The 20,377-nt window shown below is 56.0% G+C and carries 18 protein-coding genes; 3 read left to right on the top strand and 15 right to left on the bottom strand.

What is annotated here, in order from left to right; translation table 11 throughout:
• The first annotated feature begins 183 nt into the window (after positions 1–183).
• From ACLGL1_RS03795 to ACLGL1_RS03785, 3 genes are all read left to right on the top strand, one after another.
• The gene (locus tag ACLGL1_RS03795; RefSeq protein WP_411007461.1) at positions 184–324 is read left to right on the top strand and encodes a hypothetical protein; all 141 of its coding nucleotides are present in this window, start codon (positions 184–186) and stop codon (positions 322–324) included.
• Between the two features lie 70 nt (positions 325–394).
• Positions 395–1,894: a DUF1538 domain-containing protein gene (locus ACLGL1_RS03790; RefSeq protein WP_411007460.1), complete on the top strand. Its 1,500-nt coding sequence runs from the start codon at positions 395–397 to the stop codon at positions 1,892–1,894.
• Positions 1,895–1,897: 3 nt separating this feature from the next.
• Positions 1,898–2,548 carry a hypothetical protein gene (locus tag ACLGL1_RS03785; RefSeq protein WP_411007459.1) on the top strand — a complete coding sequence of 217 codons (651 nt, stop codon included), beginning with the start codon at positions 1,898–1,900 and terminating at the stop codon, positions 2,546–2,548.
• A gap of 202 nt (positions 2,549–2,750) precedes the next feature.
• Here the strand turns inward: ACLGL1_RS03785 and ACLGL1_RS03780 are convergent, their stop codons facing one another.
• The 15 genes from ACLGL1_RS03780 to dnaN form a co-directional block, all read right to left on the bottom strand.
• Positions 2,751–2,942, bottom strand: coding sequence for a DUF951 domain-containing protein (locus tag ACLGL1_RS03780; protein WP_411007499.1), 192 nt, complete (start codon positions 2,940–2,942; stop codon positions 2,751–2,753).
• Between the two features lie 41 nt (positions 2,943–2,983).
• Positions 2,984–4,024 (bottom strand): mechanosensitive ion channel family protein, encoded by a 1,041-nt coding sequence (locus tag ACLGL1_RS03775; RefSeq protein ID WP_411007458.1) that lies wholly within the window; start codon positions 4,022–4,024, stop codon positions 2,984–2,986.
• Between the two features lie 15 nt (positions 4,025–4,039).
• Positions 4,040–4,726, bottom strand: a complete 687-nt coding sequence (locus ACLGL1_RS03770) for a hypothetical protein (RefSeq protein ID WP_411007457.1) — start codon at positions 4,724–4,726, stop codon at positions 4,040–4,042.
• Positions 4,723–5,961, bottom strand: a complete 1,239-nt coding sequence (locus ACLGL1_RS03765) for an NAD(P)/FAD-dependent oxidoreductase (RefSeq protein WP_411007456.1) — start codon at positions 5,959–5,961, stop codon at positions 4,723–4,725. The genes ACLGL1_RS03770 and ACLGL1_RS03765 overlap by 4 nt, the downstream gene beginning before the upstream one ends.
• Positions 5,962–5,972: 11 nt before the next feature.
• Complete coding sequence (locus ACLGL1_RS03760; protein ID WP_411007455.1) at positions 5,973–6,872, bottom strand: ParB/RepB/Spo0J family partition protein; 900 nt, start codon at positions 6,870–6,872, stop codon at positions 5,973–5,975.
• A complete protein-coding gene (locus ACLGL1_RS03755; RefSeq protein ID WP_411007454.1) occupies positions 6,859–7,620 on the bottom strand; it encodes a ParA family protein in 762 nt (253 codons plus the stop codon). Before ACLGL1_RS03755 ends, ACLGL1_RS03760 begins: the two co-directional genes overlap by 14 nt.
• A 321-nt stretch (positions 7,621–7,941) precedes the next feature.
• Entirely contained in the window at positions 7,942–8,814 is an 873-nt protein-coding gene (locus tag ACLGL1_RS03750; RefSeq protein ID WP_411007453.1) for an NAD(P)/FAD-dependent oxidoreductase, read from the bottom strand.
• Positions 8,815–9,041: 227 nt separating this feature from the next.
• Positions 9,042–9,755 carry a 16S rRNA (guanine(527)-N(7))-methyltransferase RsmG gene (gene rsmG / locus ACLGL1_RS03745; RefSeq protein WP_411007452.1) on the bottom strand — a complete coding sequence of 238 codons (714 nt, stop codon included), beginning with the start codon at positions 9,753–9,755 and terminating at the stop codon, positions 9,042–9,044.
• Complete coding sequence (gene mnmG / locus ACLGL1_RS03740) at positions 9,745–11,634, bottom strand: tRNA uridine-5-carboxymethylaminomethyl(34) synthesis enzyme MnmG (protein ID WP_411007498.1); 1,890 nt, start codon at positions 11,632–11,634, stop codon at positions 9,745–9,747. The genes rsmG and mnmG overlap by 11 nt, the downstream gene beginning before the upstream one ends.
• Before the next feature lie 14 nt (positions 11,635–11,648).
• The gene (gene mnmE, locus ACLGL1_RS03735; protein ID WP_411007451.1) at positions 11,649–13,013 is read right to left on the bottom strand and encodes a tRNA uridine-5-carboxymethylaminomethyl(34) synthesis GTPase MnmE; all 1,365 of its coding nucleotides are present in this window, start codon (positions 13,011–13,013) and stop codon (positions 11,649–11,651) included.
• A gap of 130 nt (positions 13,014–13,143) precedes the next feature.
• Positions 13,144–13,425 (bottom strand): hypothetical protein, encoded by a 282-nt coding sequence (locus ACLGL1_RS03730; protein WP_411007450.1) that lies wholly within the window; start codon positions 13,423–13,425, stop codon positions 13,144–13,146.
• Positions 13,425–15,854, bottom strand: a complete 2,430-nt coding sequence (gene gyrA, locus ACLGL1_RS03725; protein WP_411007449.1) for a DNA gyrase subunit A — start codon at positions 15,852–15,854, stop codon at positions 13,425–13,427. Before gyrA ends, ACLGL1_RS03730 begins: the two co-directional genes overlap by 1 nt.
• Before the next feature lie 30 nt (positions 15,855–15,884).
• The gene (gene gyrB / locus ACLGL1_RS03720) at positions 15,885–17,807 is read right to left on the bottom strand and encodes a DNA topoisomerase (ATP-hydrolyzing) subunit B (protein ID WP_411007448.1); all 1,923 of its coding nucleotides are present in this window, start codon (positions 17,805–17,807) and stop codon (positions 15,885–15,887) included.
• A 196-nt stretch (positions 17,808–18,003) separates the two neighbouring features.
• The gene (gene recF, locus ACLGL1_RS03715; protein ID WP_411007447.1) at positions 18,004–19,125 is read right to left on the bottom strand and encodes a DNA replication/repair protein RecF; all 1,122 of its coding nucleotides are present in this window, start codon (positions 19,123–19,125) and stop codon (positions 18,004–18,006) included.
• On the bottom strand, positions 19,125–20,237 hold the full coding sequence (gene dnaN / locus ACLGL1_RS03710) for a DNA polymerase III subunit beta (RefSeq protein WP_411007446.1): 1,113 nt from the start codon (positions 20,235–20,237) through the stop codon (positions 19,125–19,127). Before dnaN ends, recF begins: the two co-directional genes overlap by 1 nt.
• Positions 20,238–20,377: the final 140 nt, after the last annotated feature.

Here is a 20,377-nt window from a genome sequence, read left to right as displayed (position 1 = left end):
CCTGCCATAATATTGATATTTATTTAGAGCAGGCATCTTATTTTTTACATCCGTTTTTTTTACAAACTTTTTATTAAATAATTTGTTTAAAATAATGAAAGCTGGGTATTTATTTTTATAGAGTATTTGTGAATATCACTATTGGATTCTAGAATGGGGATAAAGAAACAGGAGGTTATGATTATGTCTTTAGACAAAGATGCTATTGAAAAAGATCCTACCAGATTAACGGAAGGTCATGAAGAAGAAGATTTAGACGCTTTAAAGGGTGGCGGCACTGAAAATGTAGAGAGTGCCAATCTGGATAGCGATTCAAATAATTAATAGATGCCGGCGTTTTAAGGGCTCGTCACTGCGGCGAGCCCTTCTTTTTATAAGAATGGGGTGATGGTCTTTGGGCATACTATTATCAAAATTATCCGAGACAGTTATGGCGGTGGTACCGGTGAGCATCCTAGTGCTCCTCCTCCACTTTACGGTGGCGCCGCTGCCGGGCCAGGAACTGACCAACTTTCTTATTGGGGCCGGGTTAATTATTATAGGCCTGGCGGTCTTCTTACTTGGGGTCGACTTGGCGGTCACCCCGGTTGGGGAAAATGTCGGTAGTGCCCTGGCCCGTAGCCGGAACCTCCCCTTGATGATGGGAGGCGGGCTGGTCTTGGGTTTCTTCATTAATGTGGCCGAGCCCAACCTCTTGGTCATCGCCAATCAAATTTTTGAAGCCACTGGCGGGGTCATCAGCGTCTTTTCGGTGGTCCTCCTAGCCTCCATCGGGGTCGGCCTGATGATTGCCATCGGCCTCTTGCGGATTATTATGCAGTGGCCCTTAAATAATACCCTCCTCCTCTTTTTCGGGATTATTTGTGTCTTGGCAGTTCTTTCGTCTAATGATATGCTGGGGATTGCCACCGATACCAGCGGTGCCACGACTGGGTCTATGACAGTGCCCTTTATTTTAGCCCTGGGCATTGGGGTGAGCCAGGTCCACGGGGGGAAAAAGGCTGAGGAAGACAGCTTTGGGCTGGCCGGATTATCCACGGCCGGACCGATGAGTGCGGTCATGATCCTGGTCATTCTTAAGGGCTTAGACAAAGTAGACGGCGGCCTAAGTGAAGGAGGCGCCAATACGGCCGACACCTGGGCCTACCTCCTCGAGGTGGTCAAGGGGGTGGTTATGGATGTGACCAGCGCCATTGTCCCCCTCATTATCATTACCATTATTGCCCAGCTGACCCTCTTAAAGCTGTCTAAGCGGACCTTTACCCGGATTTTAATAGGTTTTGTCTACACCTTTTTCGGTTTTATCCTCTTTTTAAGTGGGGTCAATGTAGGCTTTATGAACGCCGGGAAGGTCATCGGCGAGTCCCTGGCCAACCAATCTGTGCCCCTGGTCATCCTAGTCGGGGCAGCTATCGGCCTCCTGGTCATCCTGGCCGAACCCTCTGTCCACGTTTTATGTGCCCAGATTGAGGATATCACCGCCGGGGCGGTGACCAAGAAACTCATTTTGGCTACCCTGGCCATCGGGGTGTCCCTGGCCATTGTCCTTACCCTCATCCGTTTGTCAGTTCCCGGGGCCCAGCTCTGGCATTTTCTCCTGCCAGGGTATATGATATGTATGGTCCTGTCCCGGATAACCCCGCCCCTCTTTGTGGGGATGGGTTTTGACTCGGGCACAGCCGCTTCCGGCCCGATGACGGCAACCTTTATCTTAGCCTTTACCCAGGGGGCAGCGACGGCTTGGGGTGGGCCTGCAGGCCTTATTGATGCCTTTGGGGTAATTGCTATGGTGGCCATGACCCCCATTATCTGTGTCCAACTTTTAGGGATTGTGGCCAACCGCAAAAAAGCGAAAGATCATCCTGCTGCATTGTCGAAAGCAGAAGAGAGGTAGATTATGCTTTGTCAATTTAACCTTAATATTGTTTTCCTGGATCCTAAAGACGATAAAAAGGCCCTCCTGGCCGCTGCTCACTCAGGTATTTCCGGCGCCACAGTCTTGTACGGCTTAGGGACCAATGCCAGCAAGCTATTATCCCTTTTAGGGCTTGACCAGTTACGGAAAGAAATCATGTTGCTTGTGGCCCACGAATCGGCGACCGATACCTTTCATAAAGAGCTACACAAGGCCCTGGAATTGGACAAGCATGGCCATGGTCTAGTGGTCACCGCCCCCTTAAACCGGGTTTTGGGATTGAATGAACTGAATGAGGAATGTTGGAAAGGAGACGGCAATATGGACTATGAACTGATTACAATTATTGTCGATAACGGCTTGGCCGATGATATTGTAGCTGCCGCCCGAAAAGGTGGCGCCAAGGGGGCTACTACCCTCCATGGCCATGGAACTGCCAGTAGTAAGGCAGCCAAGTTCTTTAACTTGGAAATTGAGCCGGAAAAAGAAATTGTGCTCATTGTCGCCCCCGGCGACCAGGTGGAAGGCATTATCGGTTCTGTCCGCGCTGCCCATGAATTTGAAGGGCCCAATAGCGGCGTCCTCTTTTCCATGGACTTGAGTAAGGTCACCGGCCTCTTTAAGGGCGAATAAAAGGGCTCGCCCGGCAGCAGATGATAACACATGTATACCAAGAGGGCGCTGTCAGGATGAGAAAAATCATTCGACAGAGCCCTTTTCTTATCAATAAAGTCAACAAGTATAGCCCTGCTACATCAACAAAGCCCCGCCTCATTGTTTTGAGGCGGGGCTTATGTGTTTTTAGCGGCTATTTTACAAGAGCCTTTATATTCCTTTAATCACGGGGGACTTGATAAACCATTTTTTTAATCATCTTTTCAAATTTCGGTCGCGGTAGCCAGACTTCCCGTTCGCAGCCCTGGCAGCGGATGCGGAAGTCCATCCCCCGGCGGAGGATTAACCACTGGTCACTCCCACAGGGATGGGCCTTCTTCATCTGAACCACATCGCCGACCTGTAAATCCATGGGCATGACGCCACCTCCCTTATCTTGGTCTTTGCCCGGTCTTAGTGGCCTTCTTTTGCCTTTTCCCGGTCAGCACTGGCCTCAGTCCTTGGCCCGGTCGCCTCCCGGATAACCATCTGGTCATAGGCCAGGGTCAGGCCCCGGCGGTCGAATTCATCCTTGATCATGACCCGGAGTTGGCGGCCATGGGTCCAGTGGCTCAGGTTGCCTGAAGCAAAGGTCAGCCGCCAGAGGGCCCGGCCCGGTTCAAAAGCGGCAATATCCAGAACTTCCGCCGGGCTATAGAGGTTTTCATTGGGCTGGACATAGGCATTAAAGGTCTCGCAGACCGCCTCCAGGGCCGCCCGAACTTCTGCATTCCTGTAGCTGCAGGAGACAGGGACATCCAGGAAGACGATATTGGGGTACTTGGAAAAGTTAACCACCACATCTATAAGGCCATTGGGGATGTAGACGGTCTCCCCGTAGTCGGTCCGTAAAACCGTTGACCGCATGCCAATACTCAGGACCTCGCCTTCATGGCCGGCAGCTAAGATCCGGTCACCGACATCATAATTCCGTTCTATTAGGGTAAATAAACCGCTGACCCAGTCTTTAATGATACTTTGAGACACAAAGGCGATAAGGACCCCGGCCAGGCCGGCACTGGCCACCAGGCCCCGGATGTCAAAACCGATGATGCTGAGAATCCCCATGATGCTGATGAAGATTATGAAGTAGTTGAAAATACTCTCAATCAAGTGGCCGGCTGTCGTCAGCTGGACGCCACCGGCTGCCGAAGCCCCCCGGCGCTGTTGGCGCATAATCCGCCGGATGAAAAAGCGGCCAAGCCGCCAGATGAAAAAAACCACCAGGAGGAGGATAAAAATCCGGATTCCATTCAGGGCATAGGCCCCCAGCCGGTCCGCTGTAAAGAACTGGGTCACAAGACTGAGCTGGTCAACAGCCGCATCAGCCCCGGCAGAAGCCGCTTCCTTGGCAACTTCTTTAGCTTCAGCCACCTCTGAACTGTCGGCAGCAAGGGCCGGTAGGGGTGTGGCCAGGAAGGCGGCCAGGCCAGCCATCCATAATTTAGTTTGCATTCAAACCTTCTCTCTTTAAGACATAAAGGGGCTGGTGCCCTGCAAAAAAACACCGACCAGGTACTTGAGGGCCGGCAAGAAAAAGCTCTCCTCCGCTGCTGACCCGACGGTGGTCCCGGCTCCAAAGGTAACCGCAAAAAGGCTGATAAAGCCCATGAGGACCAGGGACATACAGGCACTGACCAGGGCCCCGGCAAAGGCATCGGCCGTTAAGAGCAGGGGCACCTTTTTCAATAAGCGAAAGACCAGATGGCCTAAGAGGTAGAGGCAGGCCAGGGCAGCCAGCCATAAGATAACAAATAATAAAATCCGCCAGCAGGGCACCGAAAGGACATGGGCCACATGGCTGTAAATGCTTTCTGTGGCCTGGGCGCTTTGGGCCATGATCTGGTCATTGAGCCTTTCCCCGAAGTTGCCGGGGAGAGGCAGGGAGGCGATCATATTCCGTAGGCCGGTGGTATCCAGGGCCTCCTCGCCACCGGTTCGCTTGTGGAGGTAGTTTTCAATGAGCTTTTGCACGGTGGCCCGGCCCTTGATTTGCCGGTTGACCGCCGGCTCAATCCGGTCGATTTCCCGCCAAAGAACAAAGAAAATCATGAGAGACCCAACCCAGCCCCCGAGCCGGCGGAAGAGCCCCTTCCGGTAGCCCCGGGCCAGGGCCAGGGTGATGACTCCGACGACCAATATATCCCATCCGGTCATGACTGACCTCCTTTACCCGCATAACGGGCTGCTGATAGGCCGGCCAGGCGGCCGCTGGCCCATGCCCACTGTAGGTTGTAGCCGCCACAGTCCCCGGTGACATCCAGGACCTCCCCGCAGGCGAAGAGGCCGGGGACCAACCAGCTCATGAGGCTGTCCGGGTCAAAGTCGGCCAGGTCAATGCCACCGGCTGTAACCTGCGCATCCTTATAGGGCCTGAGGCCGGTAACCCGTATAGGGTAAGCCTTAGCTAATTTAACAAACCGGTCCGGAAAATCGGCAGGTAAAGCTGCGGCCGGGTCGGTCATTTTCCCCTGGACCAGCTGGCGCAGGAGGGGCAGGCCCAGAGGCTTGGGCATGAGGCCGGATAAAAAGTCCTCAATCGGCCGGAAGGCCAGGTTGGCCTGGCGGTCGGTCATATGGGCCAGGAGCCAGTCCCGGTCTACATCCGGCAAGAGATCCAGGACCAAGCTGCATTCACCGGGACCAGCTACACCAATTGCATAGGCTAAATCAAAGGCCAGGGGACCACTGAGCCCGTCTTCATTAAATAAAAACTCCCCATTGGCCAGCAGGTCCCTCCCGCCTGCCTGTAAATGGGCCTGGGCCCACCAGCGGACCCCCTGGCAGCCCCGGATGGGGTCTTTTTCCGTCAAAATGGGGCAGATGGCCGGGTGACGGGCCGTTGACCGGTGGCCAAAGCCTTCCAGGAGCCGGTAACCATCGCTGGTCCCCCCAAGCTGGGGCGCCGCTTCCCCGCCACAGGCCACCAGGGCTGTGGTCCCCTGGATGGCAAAGCCCTGGCCCCGGGCAGTAAAGGCTCCATATTGGCCCTCAAGGGCAGTGACCCGGCAGTCGGTCTTGATGGTCACCCCCAGCTGGAGGGCCCATTGACGGAGGGCATCGGTGACCATGGCGGCCTTCCGGGCATAGGGGTAGACCCGGTCCCGGTCATCAATATAAGGGGGAAGGCCCAGTTGGGTGAAAAAATCCATCACAGCTCCTTCGTCAAAGCCGGTCATAGCCGGCAGGAGGGCATAGGGGGCAGTGGTATGGTAGTGGTCCATGCTGATGGTCCGGTGGGTATAGTTGCACCGGCCATTGCCACTGGCGGCAATCTTCCGCCCAACCCGGGGGCCGGCCTCCAGGAGGCAGACCCCTGCCCCCTCCTGGCCGGCGGCAATGGCTGCCATCAGGCCTGAGGCCCCGGCCCCGATAATAATTAGATCTGGCATATGGCCGCCTCCTAGTGGATATCCTGTTGCAAGAGGTCCAGGATCCGGGTCAGGTCTTCCTCACTGTAAAACTCAATCTTTAATTCCCCCACCCGGCCCTTTTTCTGGATTTGGACCTTGGTTTGGAGAAAATCGCTCATTTGCCGGCTGACAGCCGGGTAGAGGTCCTTGCCGGGCGCGGTCTTGGCCTTTTTAGGCGCCGGCTGGGGAACCGGTTCTGAGTCTTCCTTGAGCCGGCGGGCCAGGTCTTCTACCTGGCGGACGGAATAGCCCAGCTGGGCTGCTTCCTGGGCCAGGGCCACCAGGTCCCCTTCATCGGGAATGCCCAGAAGGGCCCGGGCATGGCCGGCAGATATTTTTTGTTCAGCCAGGAGGTCCAGGACCGGGGCCGGCAGGTCCAGGAGGCGGACCATATTGGCCACATGGGCCCGGCTTTTCCCGACAGCTGTCGCCACTTGGGCCGCACTCTGGCCACTACTTTCCATGAGCCGGGCATAGGCCCGGCCCTCTTCCAAGGGGTTGAGGTCGGCCCGCTGGATATTCTCCACCAGGGCAATGGTGGCCATGGCGTTGTCATCCAGGCTGCGGACGACGGCCGGTACCGTTGCCAGGCCGGCAATTTTAGCGGCCCGGAGCCGGCGTTCACCGCTCACCAGGAGGGTTTGGCCCTCCCGTTCAACGACCAGGAGGGGGGATAAGACCCCTTCTTGCTTGATGGAATCGGCCAGGTCGGTCAGGGCCTCTTCATCAAAGGTCTGCCGGGGCTGCCAGGGGTTGGCCCGGATGGCCTCAACTGGGATTTGCTGGATGGTTTCCAGTTTTTTCCCCCTCTGCAGGTCAGAAATGTTTTCATTTAAGTCAGGAATCAGGGCGCCCAGGCCCCGTCCTAAGCCACCTTTATTCTTTGACACGGGCGATCACTTCCTTTGCCAATGCTTTATAGGTCCAGGCCCCCTTGGACAGGCGGTCATATTCGAAGATGGTCTGTCCATAGGAAGGGGCTTCCGACAGGCGAACATTCCGCGGAATCAGGGTTTTAAAGACGGCCTGGTCAAAGGCATTCTTCACTTCTTCAACCACCTGCTTGGCCAGCCGCATCCGGCCATCATACATGGTCATGACAATGCCAAAGATGTGCAGGTTGGGGTTGGCACTCGCCTGGACCTGTTTAACGGTTTCCATCAGTTGGCTTAATCCCTCCAAGGCATAGTATTCACATTGGATGGGGACCAGGAGGCCATCTGCGGCAATCAGGGCATTGATAGTGAGTAGGCCCAGAGAGGGCGGGCAGTCAATTAAGATAAAATCGTAGGCCGATTCAAAGGGGGCCAGGCATTTTTTCAAGCTCAAGGCCCCTTCTGCCGACTCGCCCAGGTCCTGCTCAGCAGCTGCCAGGTCAATATTGGCCGGCATGAGGTCCAAGTGGTCTCGGACAGCCACCAGGCGGCAGGCCTCGCCATCGACTTCGCCAATGAGGCCATGGTATATGGTATGTGTCAGCTCATTTTTATCAATGCCTAGGCCACTGCTAGCATTCCCCTGGGGGTCCAGGTCCACTAAAAGGACCTTTTTCTTGGCCCGGGCCAGGCCGGCGGCTAAATTCACCGCTGTCGTCGTTTTGGCTACGCCACCTTTTTGATTGACCAATGCCAGTATCATCACATCGCCTCCTCAATGAGGCCATTATACCATAGAGATGGCCCTGCTTCATCTGCTTAAGGTAAAAAAGGTCTGTTTCACGTGAAACGATTCCTTATTTCATCCTTTCGGCTGGACCTGTTTCACGTGAAACATAAAAAGAGACCGACAAATGTCGGTCTCTTTTTGAAAGGGTCATGCAATGACAAAAGCAAAAAAACGAAAGGAAGTTTAACCACTGACTACATTATACCACAAGCCAGGATGAATGCAAGCGCTTTCTTATCAGCGAGGGCATATGCCTGTGAAACCGGTTGAAACCGGCGATTGCAGCGGATTTTCCTATTTACAGGCCATGATGCCGGCCAGGCAACCATCGGCAACGGCTGTAGCAATCTGCCGGACGGCCTTGACCCGGATATCCCCAGCAAAGAAAAGGCCTTCTGTTTGAGCAGCCAGGTCTTCAACCAAGAAGTTGCCCTCCACTTTGGCAAAGGGGGCCAGGAGGTCGGTATTCCCATTTTGGCCGATTTGGACATAGATTTCAATACCGTCTTCATCAGTAATTTCTTCCTGCCCTAGGTTGACAGCCTGGCAAACCCCATTTTCTACCTTGATATCCCGGACTTCGCAGCCGGTATGGACCACGATATTATCAGCGGCCTCGATTTGCTGCTTAAATTCATCAATGCAGAGGAGCTTGTCTTGGTTTTGGACCATATGGACCACCTTGGCCTTTTGGGCCAGGTAGAGGGCCTCCTTGCTGGCCCCGTCAGAGCCCCCGTTGATGACCACGGTCTTACCGGTATAGCTGGCCTCCTGGCCCAGGGGCCAGTGCTTGGTCGCAAAGCCGGCAGGCAGGTCAAGGGGGAGTTCTTTCAGGCTGTTCCCGGTGGCGGCAATGACCTTCTTGGCGGTATGGCTGCCCTGGTTGGTTTGAACGCTAAAGCCTTGGTCGGTTTTTTCAATAGCGGTGGCCTCTTCAAAGAGGACCGGGATGTCAGAGTACTTGACCTGGTCGGCCAGGCGGTTGGCGAAAGCCGGGCCGGTTTCCCCATCGCCAACACCGGCAAAGTGGCTGACCTTGGACACATTGGCAATAAGGCCACCGATTTTATCCTTTTCTAAAAGGAGGATGTCCTTGCCTCTGGCCTTGGCATAGAGGGCTGCGCTCACGCCAGCCGGGCCGGCACCGATGATAATAATATCTTTCATAAATACACTCCTTACTAAATTCACATTTCTTCTACTGTATACCTTTCTTGGCCCCTTTATTATCCGCCTCTGGGAACATTTTCGCCAATTTAAATTTGTTATAACTAACTTAACTTGTTTTTCTAGCCGGTGCAAGGGCCAGCCAGCCAAAAGGCATAAAAAAGCCCTACCAGTGTCCGGCAGGGCCTAATTTTCTAGTCAATCAATGAGCTGGTGGGCGGTCTTCATTACAGGAGGGGCTTGTTTTTTATGGCCTTGGGCCGGCGGGGGTAGCGGTCGGGGCTGGCGGCCAGCTTGTCAAAACGCCAGAGCCGGCGGCTATCGCCGGCCGGGAGGGCATAAGTCAGCTGGTCCCGGTAGGCCCCGCCCAGGGTCTCTGCGGCTGCACGGATGGCGGCCAGGCCCCCTTCTTCCCCGGGCCCTTTCATGACCGCCACCAGGCCACCGGTTTTGACAAAGGGGAGGGCGTACTCTAAAAAGCCCCCCATCCCGGTGACAGCCCGGCCGGAGGCCAGGTCATAGGCTGCCCGGTGGTCGGCCTGGTGGCCCAGGTCTTCGGCCCGGCCATGGAGGGGGTGGACTCGGTCAACCAGGCCCAGGTCAAGGGCCAAGCCCTCTAAAAAGTGAACCCGCTTTTGCAGACTATCTAAGAGGGTAAAGGTCCATCCGGGCCTTAAAATAGCCCAGACCATGCCCGGAAAACCGGCCCCGCTGCCGATATCGATGACCTGCTGGGGCTCTTCCGGCAGGTAGGGGAGGACCAGGGCACAGTCAATAAAGTGTTTTTCCAGGACCTCTTCCGGAGCGGTAATGGCGGTGAGGTTGATGGCTTGGTTGGCCGCCCGTAAAAAGGCATCATAGGCCAGGAGCTGGTCGGCCTGGGCTGGGTCCAGGTCCAGGCCAGCCCGGTCAAAGGCCTCCAGGATATCTTTAGTGGTCATGGGCACCTCCCTGGCCGGCTTTCTTCAGGCCCACGAGGAGAACGGTGATATCCGCCGGGTTGACCCCGGAAATTCGGCTGGCCTGGCCTAAGGTCAGGGGCCGGATTTTCTGCAGCTTTTCGCAGGCCTCTTTACGGAGACCGGTCACCTGGCTGTAATCAAAGTCAGCCGGCAGCTGTTTATTTTCAAGTTTTTCCTGCCGGGCGACCTGGTCGGCCTGCTTGGCCAGGTAGCCTTCATATTTTATAGAGGTTTCCACTTCCCGCCAGACCCGGGCCGGGAGGTCAGGGTCCCCATAGCCCAGGTCAACCAGGTCGGTATAGGTGATTTCCGGCCTTTTTAAGAGGTCAAAGGCCGTCACCTTCTGTCTTAAGGGGCTGGACCCCCGGCTGGTCAGCTGGTCAGCCAGGCGCCGGTCATCTGTCGGAACGCCCAGGGCCTTGAGCCGGTCCTTTTCGGCGGCCATCTTGTCCCTATCCGCAGTGAACCGGGCCCATTTGTCATCATCAATCAGGCCCAGGTCTCGGCCGTAGGGGGTCAGGCGGAGCTGGGCATTGTCCTGGCGGAGGAGGAGTCTGTATTCACATCTTGACGTTAACATACGGTATGGTTCTTCAGTCCCCTTGGTAATGAGATCATCGATAAGGACCCCAATATAGGCCTCGTGGCGGCGGAGGATAAAGGGGTCCTTGCCCTCCAGGCTCAGGACCGCGTTGATTCCGGCCATGAGGCCTTGGGCGGCGGCCTCTTCATAGCCGGAGGTTCCGTTCATCTGGCCAGCAAAGTAGAGGCCCTTAATGTCCTGACATTCCAGGGTGGGGTGGAGCTGGAGGGGGTCTATAAGGTCATACTCAATGGCATAACCCATCCGGACCACCGTGGCCTTTTCCAGGCCGGGTACCGAATGGACCATCCTTTCCTGGACATCCGCCGGTAGGGAGGTGGCAAATCCCTGCATATAGTAGAGGGAGCTATCCAGGCCTTCCGGCTCAATAAAGAGCTGGTGGCGGCTTTTATCGCTAAAGCGGTGGACCTTGTCCTCAATAGAGGGACAGTAGCGGGGCGGGGCCCCGGTAACCAGACCGGTCTGCATAGGCGACCGGTGCCAGTTTTCCCGGATGATGTCATGGGTCTGGGCCGAGGTATAGGTCAAGTAGCAGTCCCGCTTGTCCAGGCCATTGGCCGCATCGGACCAGTGGGAAAAGCGCCGGTCCGGGGCATCCGGGGGCTGGGGGACCATGACGGTCCGGTCCAAGGTCTGACCGGCCACCCGGGGTGGGGTCCCTGTTTTAAAGCGCATGGTCTTTAAGCCGGCATCTTCAACCAGAGACCGGGAGAGCTTTTTGGGCGAGGTATGGCCACCGGGGCCGGCATCCGTGGTCAGGAGACCGATAATGATCTGGCCGCCTAGGTAGGTCCCGGTGCAGACAATGACCCGGGGGGCCTCCCAATGGCTGTCATATTCATCAACCACCCCGCGAACGACCCCTTCTTCAATGAGAAGGCGGTCAACGACCCTTTCCAGGACCGTAATATGGTCTTCCGCCTGGAGCCGGTTCCGCATATAGGCCGAATACCGGGCCTTGTCAACCTGGGCCCGTAAGGCATGGACAGCCGGGCCCTTATTGGTATTTAAAAGGCGCATCTGAATTTCAGTGGCATCCGCTGCCTCCCCCATGACCCCGCCCAGGGCGTCAATTTCCCGGACCAGGTGGCCCTTGGCCGGCCCACCGATGGAGGGGTTACAGGGGAGGAGGGCGATATGGTCCAGACTCAGGGTCAGGAGAAGGACTTCCTTGCCCATATGAGCAGCTGCAAAGGCTGCTTCCAGGCCGGCATGGCCGGCACCTACCACAATTACATCATATGCACTTGGCATTGGATTCACGCTTGTCACTTCCCTAAGCAAAACTGTGAAAAAATCTGGTCTAAGAGGTCATCGGCAGCGGTTTCCCCGGTGATGAGGCCCAGGATTTCCCAGGCGTGTTGTAGGTCAATGACCAGGAGGTCATCGGAAAGGCCTTGGTCCAGGGCGGTGATAAATTGCCGGATATCCTGTAAGGCTGTTTCCGCCAGGGCCAGCTGCCGGGTATTGGTTAAGTAGAGGCCATTATCTGCTGCCGGAGCTTCCTTTAAGGCGGCAGCCTTCAGGGCCCGGCCCAGGTCATCCATGCCGGTGCCGGACAGGGCACTGGTGGTCACCACCGGCCAGGGGCTGGCGGTCACACGTCCTTCAGCCAGGTCGGTCTGGTTGATAACCAAAAGGCCCACCTGGTCGGCATGGTCGTCGATAAAGGCCTTATCCTCTGCGGTCAGGCCGGTAGGCGCATCAATACAATAGGCGATAACATCAGCCCCCTTGACGATATCCCGGGCCCTGTCGACCCCGATTTGCTCAACCAGGTCATCGGTTTCCCGGAGGCCAGCGGTATCAACCAGGCGGAGGGCCATCCCTTCCACCTGGACGGTGGCCTCGACCGAGTCCCGGGTGGTCCCGGGGATATTGGTCACAATGGCAGTATTGCGGCCGGTTAAGGCATTGAGGAGGGAACTCTTGCCGACATTGGCCCGGCCACAAAGGGCCACGGTAATCCCCTCCCGGTAGAGCCGGCCCCGGGCGGCTGTATCCACCAGCCTGGCCAGGTCCTTTTCCAGGGCCTCGGCCCGCTGGCGGTAAGTCGCCCGGTCCAACCTTTCAATATCATCTTCCGGAAAGTCCAAGTCGGCCTGGATATAGGCGATGAGCTCTAAAATCCTCGCCCGGAGGCCATCGACCAGCTGGGCGGTGGCCCCGGACTTTTGCCGGGCGGCCAACTTTAAGGCCCCGTCGCTTTTAGCCTCAACCAGGTCCATAATGGCTTCAGCCTGACTCAGGTCCAACTTACCGTTTAAAAAGGCCCGGCGGGAAAATTCCCCGGCTTCAGCCAGCCGGGCCCCATGGGCGCAGGTTTCCCGGAGGATTTCCCCCAGGGCCACCGGTCCGCCATGGCACTGGACTTCAACAACATCTTCCCCGGTATAGGACCGGGGGCCCCGCATGACCATAAAGAGGGCCTCATCCAGTGGCTCGCCCTGGCGGCCAGCCACCCAACCGTAATGGATGGTGTGGCTGGCCGCCTGGCTTATTTTTCCGGATCCACCGGCTAGGGTATCCGCTATGGTTAGGGCTTGATCCCCGGAAATCCGCACAATACCAACAGCCCCCTTGCCCGGTGCGGTAATGATTTGAGCAATGGTCTGGCTTTCATTGATGTGCAAAACCGGTCATCCTTTCTTTGAATACGTCGCTAGGTCGTTTTAATGCTTTCATCCAATAGGAACTGGCTATTAAGTACCCATAAAGCCATCATTGAAAAACGGAGACAGGGCCTGTCTCCGTTCATGGTACTTATAACCGACCGCTCTTGCAGCGCTCGGCGAGTTGGTCGATGTAACTTTCAGCAAAGGCCTGGCCATGAAGGGTCTTCCGGCGAAAAAGCCGGATGGCCCCGTCCCGGTCCCCATACTGGAGCTGGGTACAGAGCTGCTGAACCAGCTTGCCGGTGATCATGACCTTATCGTAGTCGGCCTGGTGGCGGTTATCAAGGCTGTGTTTAATCCACAGGATGGCCGTTACCAAGACGACAAGGCCTACAACAATAAAAAAGCCATTCCAAAATGTTGGTCCCATTAGTCTTCCTCTTCAATGATTCTTGCCATACCGACCACTTCATCATCGCCTTCCAGGTGCATCATGGTAACGCCCTGGGTGGCCCGGCCGGTTTGAGAAATATCGTTGACAGCAAAGCGGATGAGGGTGCCCTCCCGGCTGATGGTCATAACTTCTTCCCCATCGCGGACCACCAGGGCTTGGACCAGGCCCTGGCCCCGCTTGCCGAGTTTTACGGTAAAGACACCCTTACCGCCCCGGTTTTGCAGGTTATATTCGGTCAGCTTAGTCCGTTTACCAAAGCCCTTTTCGGTAATGACCAGGAGGCTGGCGTCTTCTTGAACGATGTCCATATTAATGACCTGGTCCCCCTGGCCCAGCTTAATGCCGATGACACCGGCAGTATAGCGGCCGGTCGGGCGGACATCCTCTTCATTAAAGCGGATGGCATAGCCCCTCTCGGTGACGATAATTAGTTCATCATGGCCAGCGGTCAACTTCACAGCCACCACTTCATCGCCATCATCCAGGCGGATGGCTAAGATTCCGTCCTTGCGGTTGGTATCGTAGTCCTTCAGGGCCGTTTTCTTAACCTTACCCAACTTGGTAACAGCGGTCAGGTAGCGGTCATCAAAGTCCCGCAGGGCGATAACGGTGGCCACTTTTTCCCCTTCATTGAGGTTGAGGAGGTTGATGATGGCCATCCCCTTACCGGTCCGGCTGCTTTCCGGAATATCAAAGGCCCGGAGCCGGAGGACCCGGCCGGTATTGGTGAAGAAGAGGAGCTGGTGGTGGGTGGTGGTGATGAAGATTTCCTCAATCCAGTCCTCTTCCTTCATCTTGGCCGAAGAAACCCCCCGGCCGCCCCGTTTTTGGCTCTTATAGGTATCCATGGGCATCCGTTTGATGTAGCCGTCATGGGAGAGGGTGATGACCATGTCCTCATCGGCGATAAGGTCATATATATCCATATCCTGGTCATCAAAGGAGATTTCCGTCCGGCGGTCATCGCCGTATTTGTCGGTGATTTCCGAGAGTTCTTCGGCGATGATCTGCCGGACCAGGTTGATGTCAGCCAGGATGGACTTGTAATAGGCAATCCGCTCTCGTAATTCGGCCAGTTCTTCTTCTAGCTTAGTTACATTCAAGCCCTGTAACCGACGCAGTTGCATTTCAATGACAGCCTGGGCCTGGCGGTCGCTCAGGCCAAAGGCCTCGCCCAGCCGGGCCTTACTTTCAGCGTCATCATAGGAGGACCGGATGATCCGGATGACCTCGTCAATGTTATCGACGGCAATCTTTAACCCTTCAACGATATGGGCCCTTTCTTCCGCCTTGCGGAGGTCAAACTTGATCCGGCGGATGATAATATTTTCCTGGTGGTCCAGGTAATAGGCCAGCATCTGCCGGAGGTTGAGGATTTTCGGCTCGCCGCCGACCAGGGCCAGGTTGATAACGCCAAAGTTTTCCTGGAGCTGGGTGTGCTTGAAGAGCTGGTTGAGCATGACCCGGGGGTTGACATCCCGGCGCAGCTCGACCACGATCCGCAGGCCCTTCCGGTCACTTTCGTCCCGGAGGTCAGTGATCCCGTCTAAGACCTTATCCCGGGTCAGTTCGGCTATTTTGGTGATGAGCCGGGCCTTGTTGACCTGGTAGGGGATTTCCGTCACCACAATCCGGTGCTTGCCGCCGCTCATCTTTTCGATGCCGGTCCGGGCCCGGACGGTAATGCTGCCCCGGCCAGTTTTATAGGCATTCCGGATGCCGTCAGTCCCCATGATAATGGCCCCGGTCGGAAAGTCCGGGCCCTTGATTTTTTGGTAGAGGGTCTCATCCGAGACTTCCGGGTCTTCAATCATGGCCAGGACCGCATCGGTCACGTTCCGGAGGTTGTGGGGGGGCATATTAGTCGCCATCCCTACAGCAATCCCCGAGGACCCATTGACCAGGAGGTTGGGGAATCGAGCCGGTAGGACCACCGGCTCTTCCATGGTATTGTCATAGTTGGGGGTATAGTCGACCGTTTCCTTGTCGATATCCCGGAGCATTTCCCGGGCCAGCCGGCTCATCCGAGCCTCGGTGTACCGCATGGCTGCGGCCTGGTAACCGTCAATATTCCCAAAGTTTCCCTGGCCGTCTACCAGGGGATAGCGCATGGCAAAGGGCTGTTCCATCCGGACCATGGCATCATAGCAGGCGGAGTCGCCGTGGGGATGGAGGTGACCCAGGACATAGCCGACAATATTGGCACTTTTAACAGTGGGTTTATCCGGAGTAAAGCCGGCCTTGTGCATGCCGAATAAAATCCGCCGGTGGACAGGCTTGAGCCCATCCCGCACATCAGGTAAGGCCCGGGAGGTGATAACGCTCATCGAGTAGTCCAAAAAGGACGTTTTCATTTCTTCTACAAGGTGGATGGGCCGAATACTCCCATGGGTATAATTTTCCAAAAGACTGCCTCCTTATATAAAAAATTCGATTTAAGTATCGATATTTTTAACATACTTGGCATTAGTCGTGATAAAGTCCCGCCGGGGGCCGACCTTTTCCCCCATGAGCATACTGAAGACATCGTCTGCATGGGCGGCATCTTCCAGCTGGACCTGGAGGAGGAGCCGGTTTTCATTATTCATGGTGGTTTCCCACAATTGTTCGGCATCCATTTCCCCGAGCCCCTTGTAACGCTTGAGGTTCTTTTCCAGGGTCTCGCTGCCCTTTTCCTCCCGATATTTTTCCAGAGATTCATCATTGTACAAATAGGTGAGTTTTTTCCCCTCTTTAACACTGTAGAGGGGAGGCTGGGCGATGTAGATGTAACCCGCATCAATAAGGGGCGCCATATACCGGTAAAAGAGGGTCAGGAGCAGGGTCCTAATGTGGGCCCCGTCGACGTCGGCGTCGGTCATGATGATAATCTTATGGTAGCGGGCCTTGGCCAGGTCAAACTGGTCGCCCACCCCGGTACCGATGGCAGTGATGAGGTTTTTGATTTCCTCACTGTTTAAAATCCGGTCCAAACGGGCTTTTTCAACGTTTAAAATTTTCCCCCGCAGCGGTAAAATCGCCTGAAAACGGCGATCCCGGCCATCCTGGGCCGACCCCCCTGCAGAGTTCCCTTCGACGATGAAGAGTTCGGAAAAGGCCGGGTCCTTGACGGAGCAGTCCACCAGTTTCCCCGGTAGGGAGGTGGATTCCAGGGCACTTTTCCGCCGGGTCATATCCCGGGCCTTCCGGGCGGCTACCCGGGCCCGTTGGGCATCAATAGCCTTATTAATGATGGCCTTGGCCTCGCTGGGGTGTTCTTCCAGGAAGGTGGAAATCCCATTGCCGACAATGACATCGACAATGCCCCGGACCTCGCTATTGCCCAGCTTGGTCTTGGTCTGGCCCTCAAACTGGGGCTCAGGGACCTGGACACTGATGACCGCGGTAAGCCCCTCCCGGATATCATCCCCGGAAAGATTATCTTCTTTTTCTTTTAAAAGGTTCATCCGCCGGGCATAATCATTAACGGACCGGGTCAAGGCTGTTTTAAAGCCTACCTCATGGGTTCCGCCTTCCACCGTATGGATATTATTGGTATAGGAATAGATATTTTCACTGTAGCTCTTGGTATATTGCATGGCAATATCCACGATAACCCCATCCCGGTCCCCTTCAAAGATGACCGGCTCCTTATGGATAGGAACCCGGTTCCGGTTGAGCCAGGGCACATAGTCGGCCAGGCCGCCGGGGTGGTGGTAGCTTTCCGAATATACCTCTTCCGGCCGTTCATCGGTTAAAAGCAGGGTCAGGCCACCGTTTAAGAAGGAAAGTTCCTGGAGGCGCCGGGCCAGGATCTCATACTCGAAAGTGATCCCTTCTTTAAAGATTTCGATATCCGGGTGGAACCAGATGGTGGTCCCAGTATGGGCACATTCCCCGACCACTTCCAGTTCACTTTTAATTTTCCCTCGGGAAAAATGCTGTTCATAGACCTTGCCATCCCGGCAGATCCGGACCCGCATGGCGTCAGATAGAGCATTCACCACGCTCATCCCAACCCCGTGCAGGCCCCCGGAGACCTTGTAGCCCCCTTCGCCGAATTTCCCCCCGGCGTGAAGGACGGTCATGACCACTTCTGAAGTGGGCCGCCCCATTTTCGGGTGGATATCGACCGGGATCCCCCGGCCCTGGTCCCTTACAGTGATAGAATTATCAGTATGTATGGTGACCTCAATGGTATCCCCGTAGCCGGCCAGGGCTTCGTCAATGGAATTGTCTACAATCTCATTGACCAAGTGGTGTAAGCCGGCGCTATCCGTTGTTCCGATATACATCCCCGGTCTTTTCCGGACCGGTTCCAAGCCTTCCAGGACTTGAATCTCATTAGCTGTATAATTGCCTTCCAAAGGTGTTACCAAGGAAGCACCTCCTTATAACAAAATAAAGGCGCCACCAGGTGCGCCAGTTGTAAAATAAGTAGGGTAGGCTTAATTGTTTGAATGCAAACAATTAACCTGACCCGGCGGAAAGGCAGGCCAGCTGCTTTCCCATACCCTTCTAATTATACCAAAAACCCCCGTTATTTGCAAAAAATACAAGCAAAAAACGGGGGTTTTAGCCTTTTTGAATGATTTTGCCCTCCTGAACCGAAAAAGCCTTGCTATTTTTGAATAATTCATGGCTGAGGTCCAGGTGGGTACTGCTGATAAAGGTCTGGAGCCCCTGATCCACGACCGCCTCCAGGAGGAGCCTTTGGCGGATGGGGTCCAGTTCACTCAAGACATCGTCTAAAAGGAGGATGGGCTGGCTGCCGCAGCGCTGGCGGATGACATCCACTTCAGCCAGTTTCAACGCTAGAATGGCCGTCCGCTGCTGGCCCTGGCTACCGAAGGTCCGCAAGTCCTCCTGGCTGGCGTAAAAGACCAGGTCATCCCGGTGGGGGCCAATGCTGGTGCTGCCCGCCCGGATGTCGTGCTGGTGTTGGTCAGCCAGAGCCTCTAGGAAAAGGCGCTCCAGGTCCTCTGCCCCTTCATTTTTGACCTGGGCCCCCAGGGAGGCCTGGTAGGTGATGTTAAAGCCGGCCTTCCGGGCCATGTGCTCATGGACCTGCCGGGCCCGAGGAACCAGGTGGCGCAAAAAATCCAGTCGGTCAGCAATAAGCCTGGCCCCGGAATGGGCCAGGTTCCGGTCCCATACCGACAATTGACCGGACTCGGCCCGGCCGGCCCGGATATCCTTTAAAAGCTCATTGCGCTGGGCCAGGAGCTTGCGGTACTTCCGCCTTTCCAGGTCATAGCAGGGGTTCACCAGGCCCAGTTCCCGGTCTAAAAACCGCCGCCGTTCGTCCGGCGACCCCTTGACCACAGCTAGGTCATCCGGGGTAAAGAGGACAGCCAGGAGCCGGTCCGGCAGGTCCTGAATCTGCCGGTAGCTGACCCCATTGAGCCGCCAGCGCTTGGCATGGCCGTTAAAGGCCAGTTCCAGGGGCAGCTGGCGGCGGCTCCCTTCTGCCTGGATCGTGGCCTTGAGCCGGGCCGCCTCAGCCCCGTGGTAGATCAGGTCCCGGTCCTTGGCCGCCCGAAAGCCATGGCCTACAGAAAGGGTGTAGAGGCTTTCGATCAGGTTGGTCTTGCCCTGGCCATTAGGCCCAATGAGGAGGTTTAAGACCGGGGCCGGACTGATATCAACCCGCCGGTAGTTGCGAAAGTAGGCCAGCTGGAGCCCTCGTACCAGCATTAGCGACGCAGGGGCAGGATGAGGTAGAGGTAGTCCTCGCCGGCCTGGGGCTTCATGACACAGGGGCCCATGGACCCGTTAAAGGTCACATCCAGGTGGCTATCATCCATGGCCTTTAGGGCATCAATCAGGTAGCGGGCATTAAAGGAAATATCAATGACCTCGCCCTCCTGGTAGACCGGCAGGTGCTCATCAACCTTCCCATAATCACTGGCCGTCGAAATATGCAGGAGGTTGTTCTCAATATGGAAGGTGACCACAAAGGTCCCGTCCTTTTCCCGGCTGAAGAGGGTGGCCCGGTCCAGGGCATCCAAGAGGGGCTTGCGCTCCAGCTTGACATAGGTCTGCCAGCCGGAGGGGATGACCTTGTCAAAGGGGGGGAAGTCGCCCCGGATCCGCTGGGCCAGGAGGCGGATTTGGGCAGTTTTAAAGAGGACCTGACGGTCGGTAATTTCCAGTTCGACCGGGTCTTCGCTGCCGGAAACAATCCGGGCCCATTCATTCAGGGCCCGGACCGGGATAATCAGGTCATGGTCGGCCCCGTTTTTATTATTGAGGACGGTGATTTTCTTGGCCAGGCGGAAGCTGTCCGTCCCGACCACAGTCAGCTCATGGCCTCGGATTTGAAAGAGGAGGCCGGTAAAGACCGGGCGGACTTCGTCAGCATTGACGGCAAAGGCTGTATGGCTGACTGCTTCACTGAAGTCCTTGGCGGTCAGGGTCACTTCAGCCGGGGATTCAGCCGGTGGAAAAGTCGGGTATTCCCGGCCCGGCCAGCCGTATAGGTCGGCGGTGTTATCCCCATAGCTAATGGTCATATGGTCGGCCCCGTCCTTGCTGGTATTGTGGAAAATAATCCGGCCATCAGGCAAGCGGCGGACCAGGTCAGTAAAGCCCCGGCCCTGGACGACCGTCTCCCCTGGTTCAATGACTTCCACAGGGACAGTCACCTCCAGACGGACTTCTAAGTCCGAGGCCGTCATGGTGAGTTGGTCCCGGTCACAGGTCAGGTGGATGCCGGACAGGATGGCCATGGTGTTTTTTGAGCTCAGTGCACGTTGGACAATTTGCAGGGCATCGGTGAGGTTTTCCTTAATGGCTGAAAATTGCATGGCAGGCTCCTTTCTTCTTCTTCTTCTTCAGGATATATCTTAGTAGCAGTAGTAGTAGGCAGGGTGGATATGTGGATAAATCCATTGAAGACCGGCTGATTCCCTCAAATCGGCTGGGGAAAAGCCTATGGATAAAGGGA

This window comes from Peptococcus simiae (assembly GCF_046569735.1).
Taxonomy (GTDB): domain Bacteria; phylum Bacillota; class Peptococcia; order Peptococcales; family Peptococcaceae; genus Peptococcus; species Peptococcus simiae_A.
This window is presented reverse-complemented; position numbering and strand designations above follow the sequence as displayed.

Excerpts from the sequence above, each read along its gene's own strand:
- dnaN (WP_411007446.1), bottom strand. The coding sequence starts at position 20,237 with ATGCAATTTTCAGCCATTAAGGAAAACCTCACCGATGCCCTGCAAATT.
- ACLGL1_RS03775 (WP_411007458.1), bottom strand. The coding sequence starts at position 4,024 with ATGCAAACTAAATTATGGATGGCTGGCCTGGCCGCCTTCCTGGCCACA.
- ACLGL1_RS03770 (WP_411007457.1), bottom strand. The coding sequence starts at position 4,726 with ATGACCGGATGGGATATATTGGTCGTCGGAGTCATCACCCTGGCCCTG.
- ACLGL1_RS03765 (WP_411007456.1), bottom strand. The coding sequence starts at position 5,961 with ATGCCAGATCTAATTATTATCGGGGCCGGGGCCTCAGGCCTGATGGCA.
- ACLGL1_RS03755 (WP_411007454.1), bottom strand. The coding sequence starts at position 7,620 with ATGATACTGGCATTGGTCAATCAAAAAGGTGGCGTAGCCAAAACGACG.
- rsmG (WP_411007452.1), bottom strand. The coding sequence starts at position 9,755 with ATGACCACTAAAGATATCCTGGAGGCCTTTGACCGGGCTGGCCTGGAC.
- ACLGL1_RS03780 (WP_411007499.1), bottom strand. The coding sequence starts at position 2,942 with ATGGATTTACAGGTCGGCGATGTGGTTCAGATGAAGAAGGCCCATCCC.
- ACLGL1_RS03795 (WP_411007461.1), top strand. The coding sequence starts at position 184 with ATGTCTTTAGACAAAGATGCTATTGAAAAAGATCCTACCAGATTAACG.
- recF (WP_411007447.1), bottom strand. The coding sequence starts at position 19,125 with ATGCTGGTACGAGGGCTCCAGCTGGCCTACTTTCGCAACTACCGGCGG.
- ACLGL1_RS03730 (WP_411007450.1), bottom strand. The coding sequence starts at position 13,425 with ATGGGACCAACATTTTGGAATGGCTTTTTTATTGTTGTAGGCCTTGTC.
- ACLGL1_RS03785 (WP_411007459.1), top strand. The coding sequence starts at position 1,898 with ATGCTTTGTCAATTTAACCTTAATATTGTTTTCCTGGATCCTAAAGAC.
- ACLGL1_RS03750 (WP_411007453.1), bottom strand. The coding sequence starts at position 8,814 with ATGAAAGATATTATTATCATCGGTGCCGGCCCGGCTGGCGTGAGCGCA.
- mnmG (WP_411007498.1), bottom strand. The coding sequence starts at position 11,634 with ATGCCAAGTGCATATGATGTAATTGTGGTAGGTGCCGGCCATGCCGGC.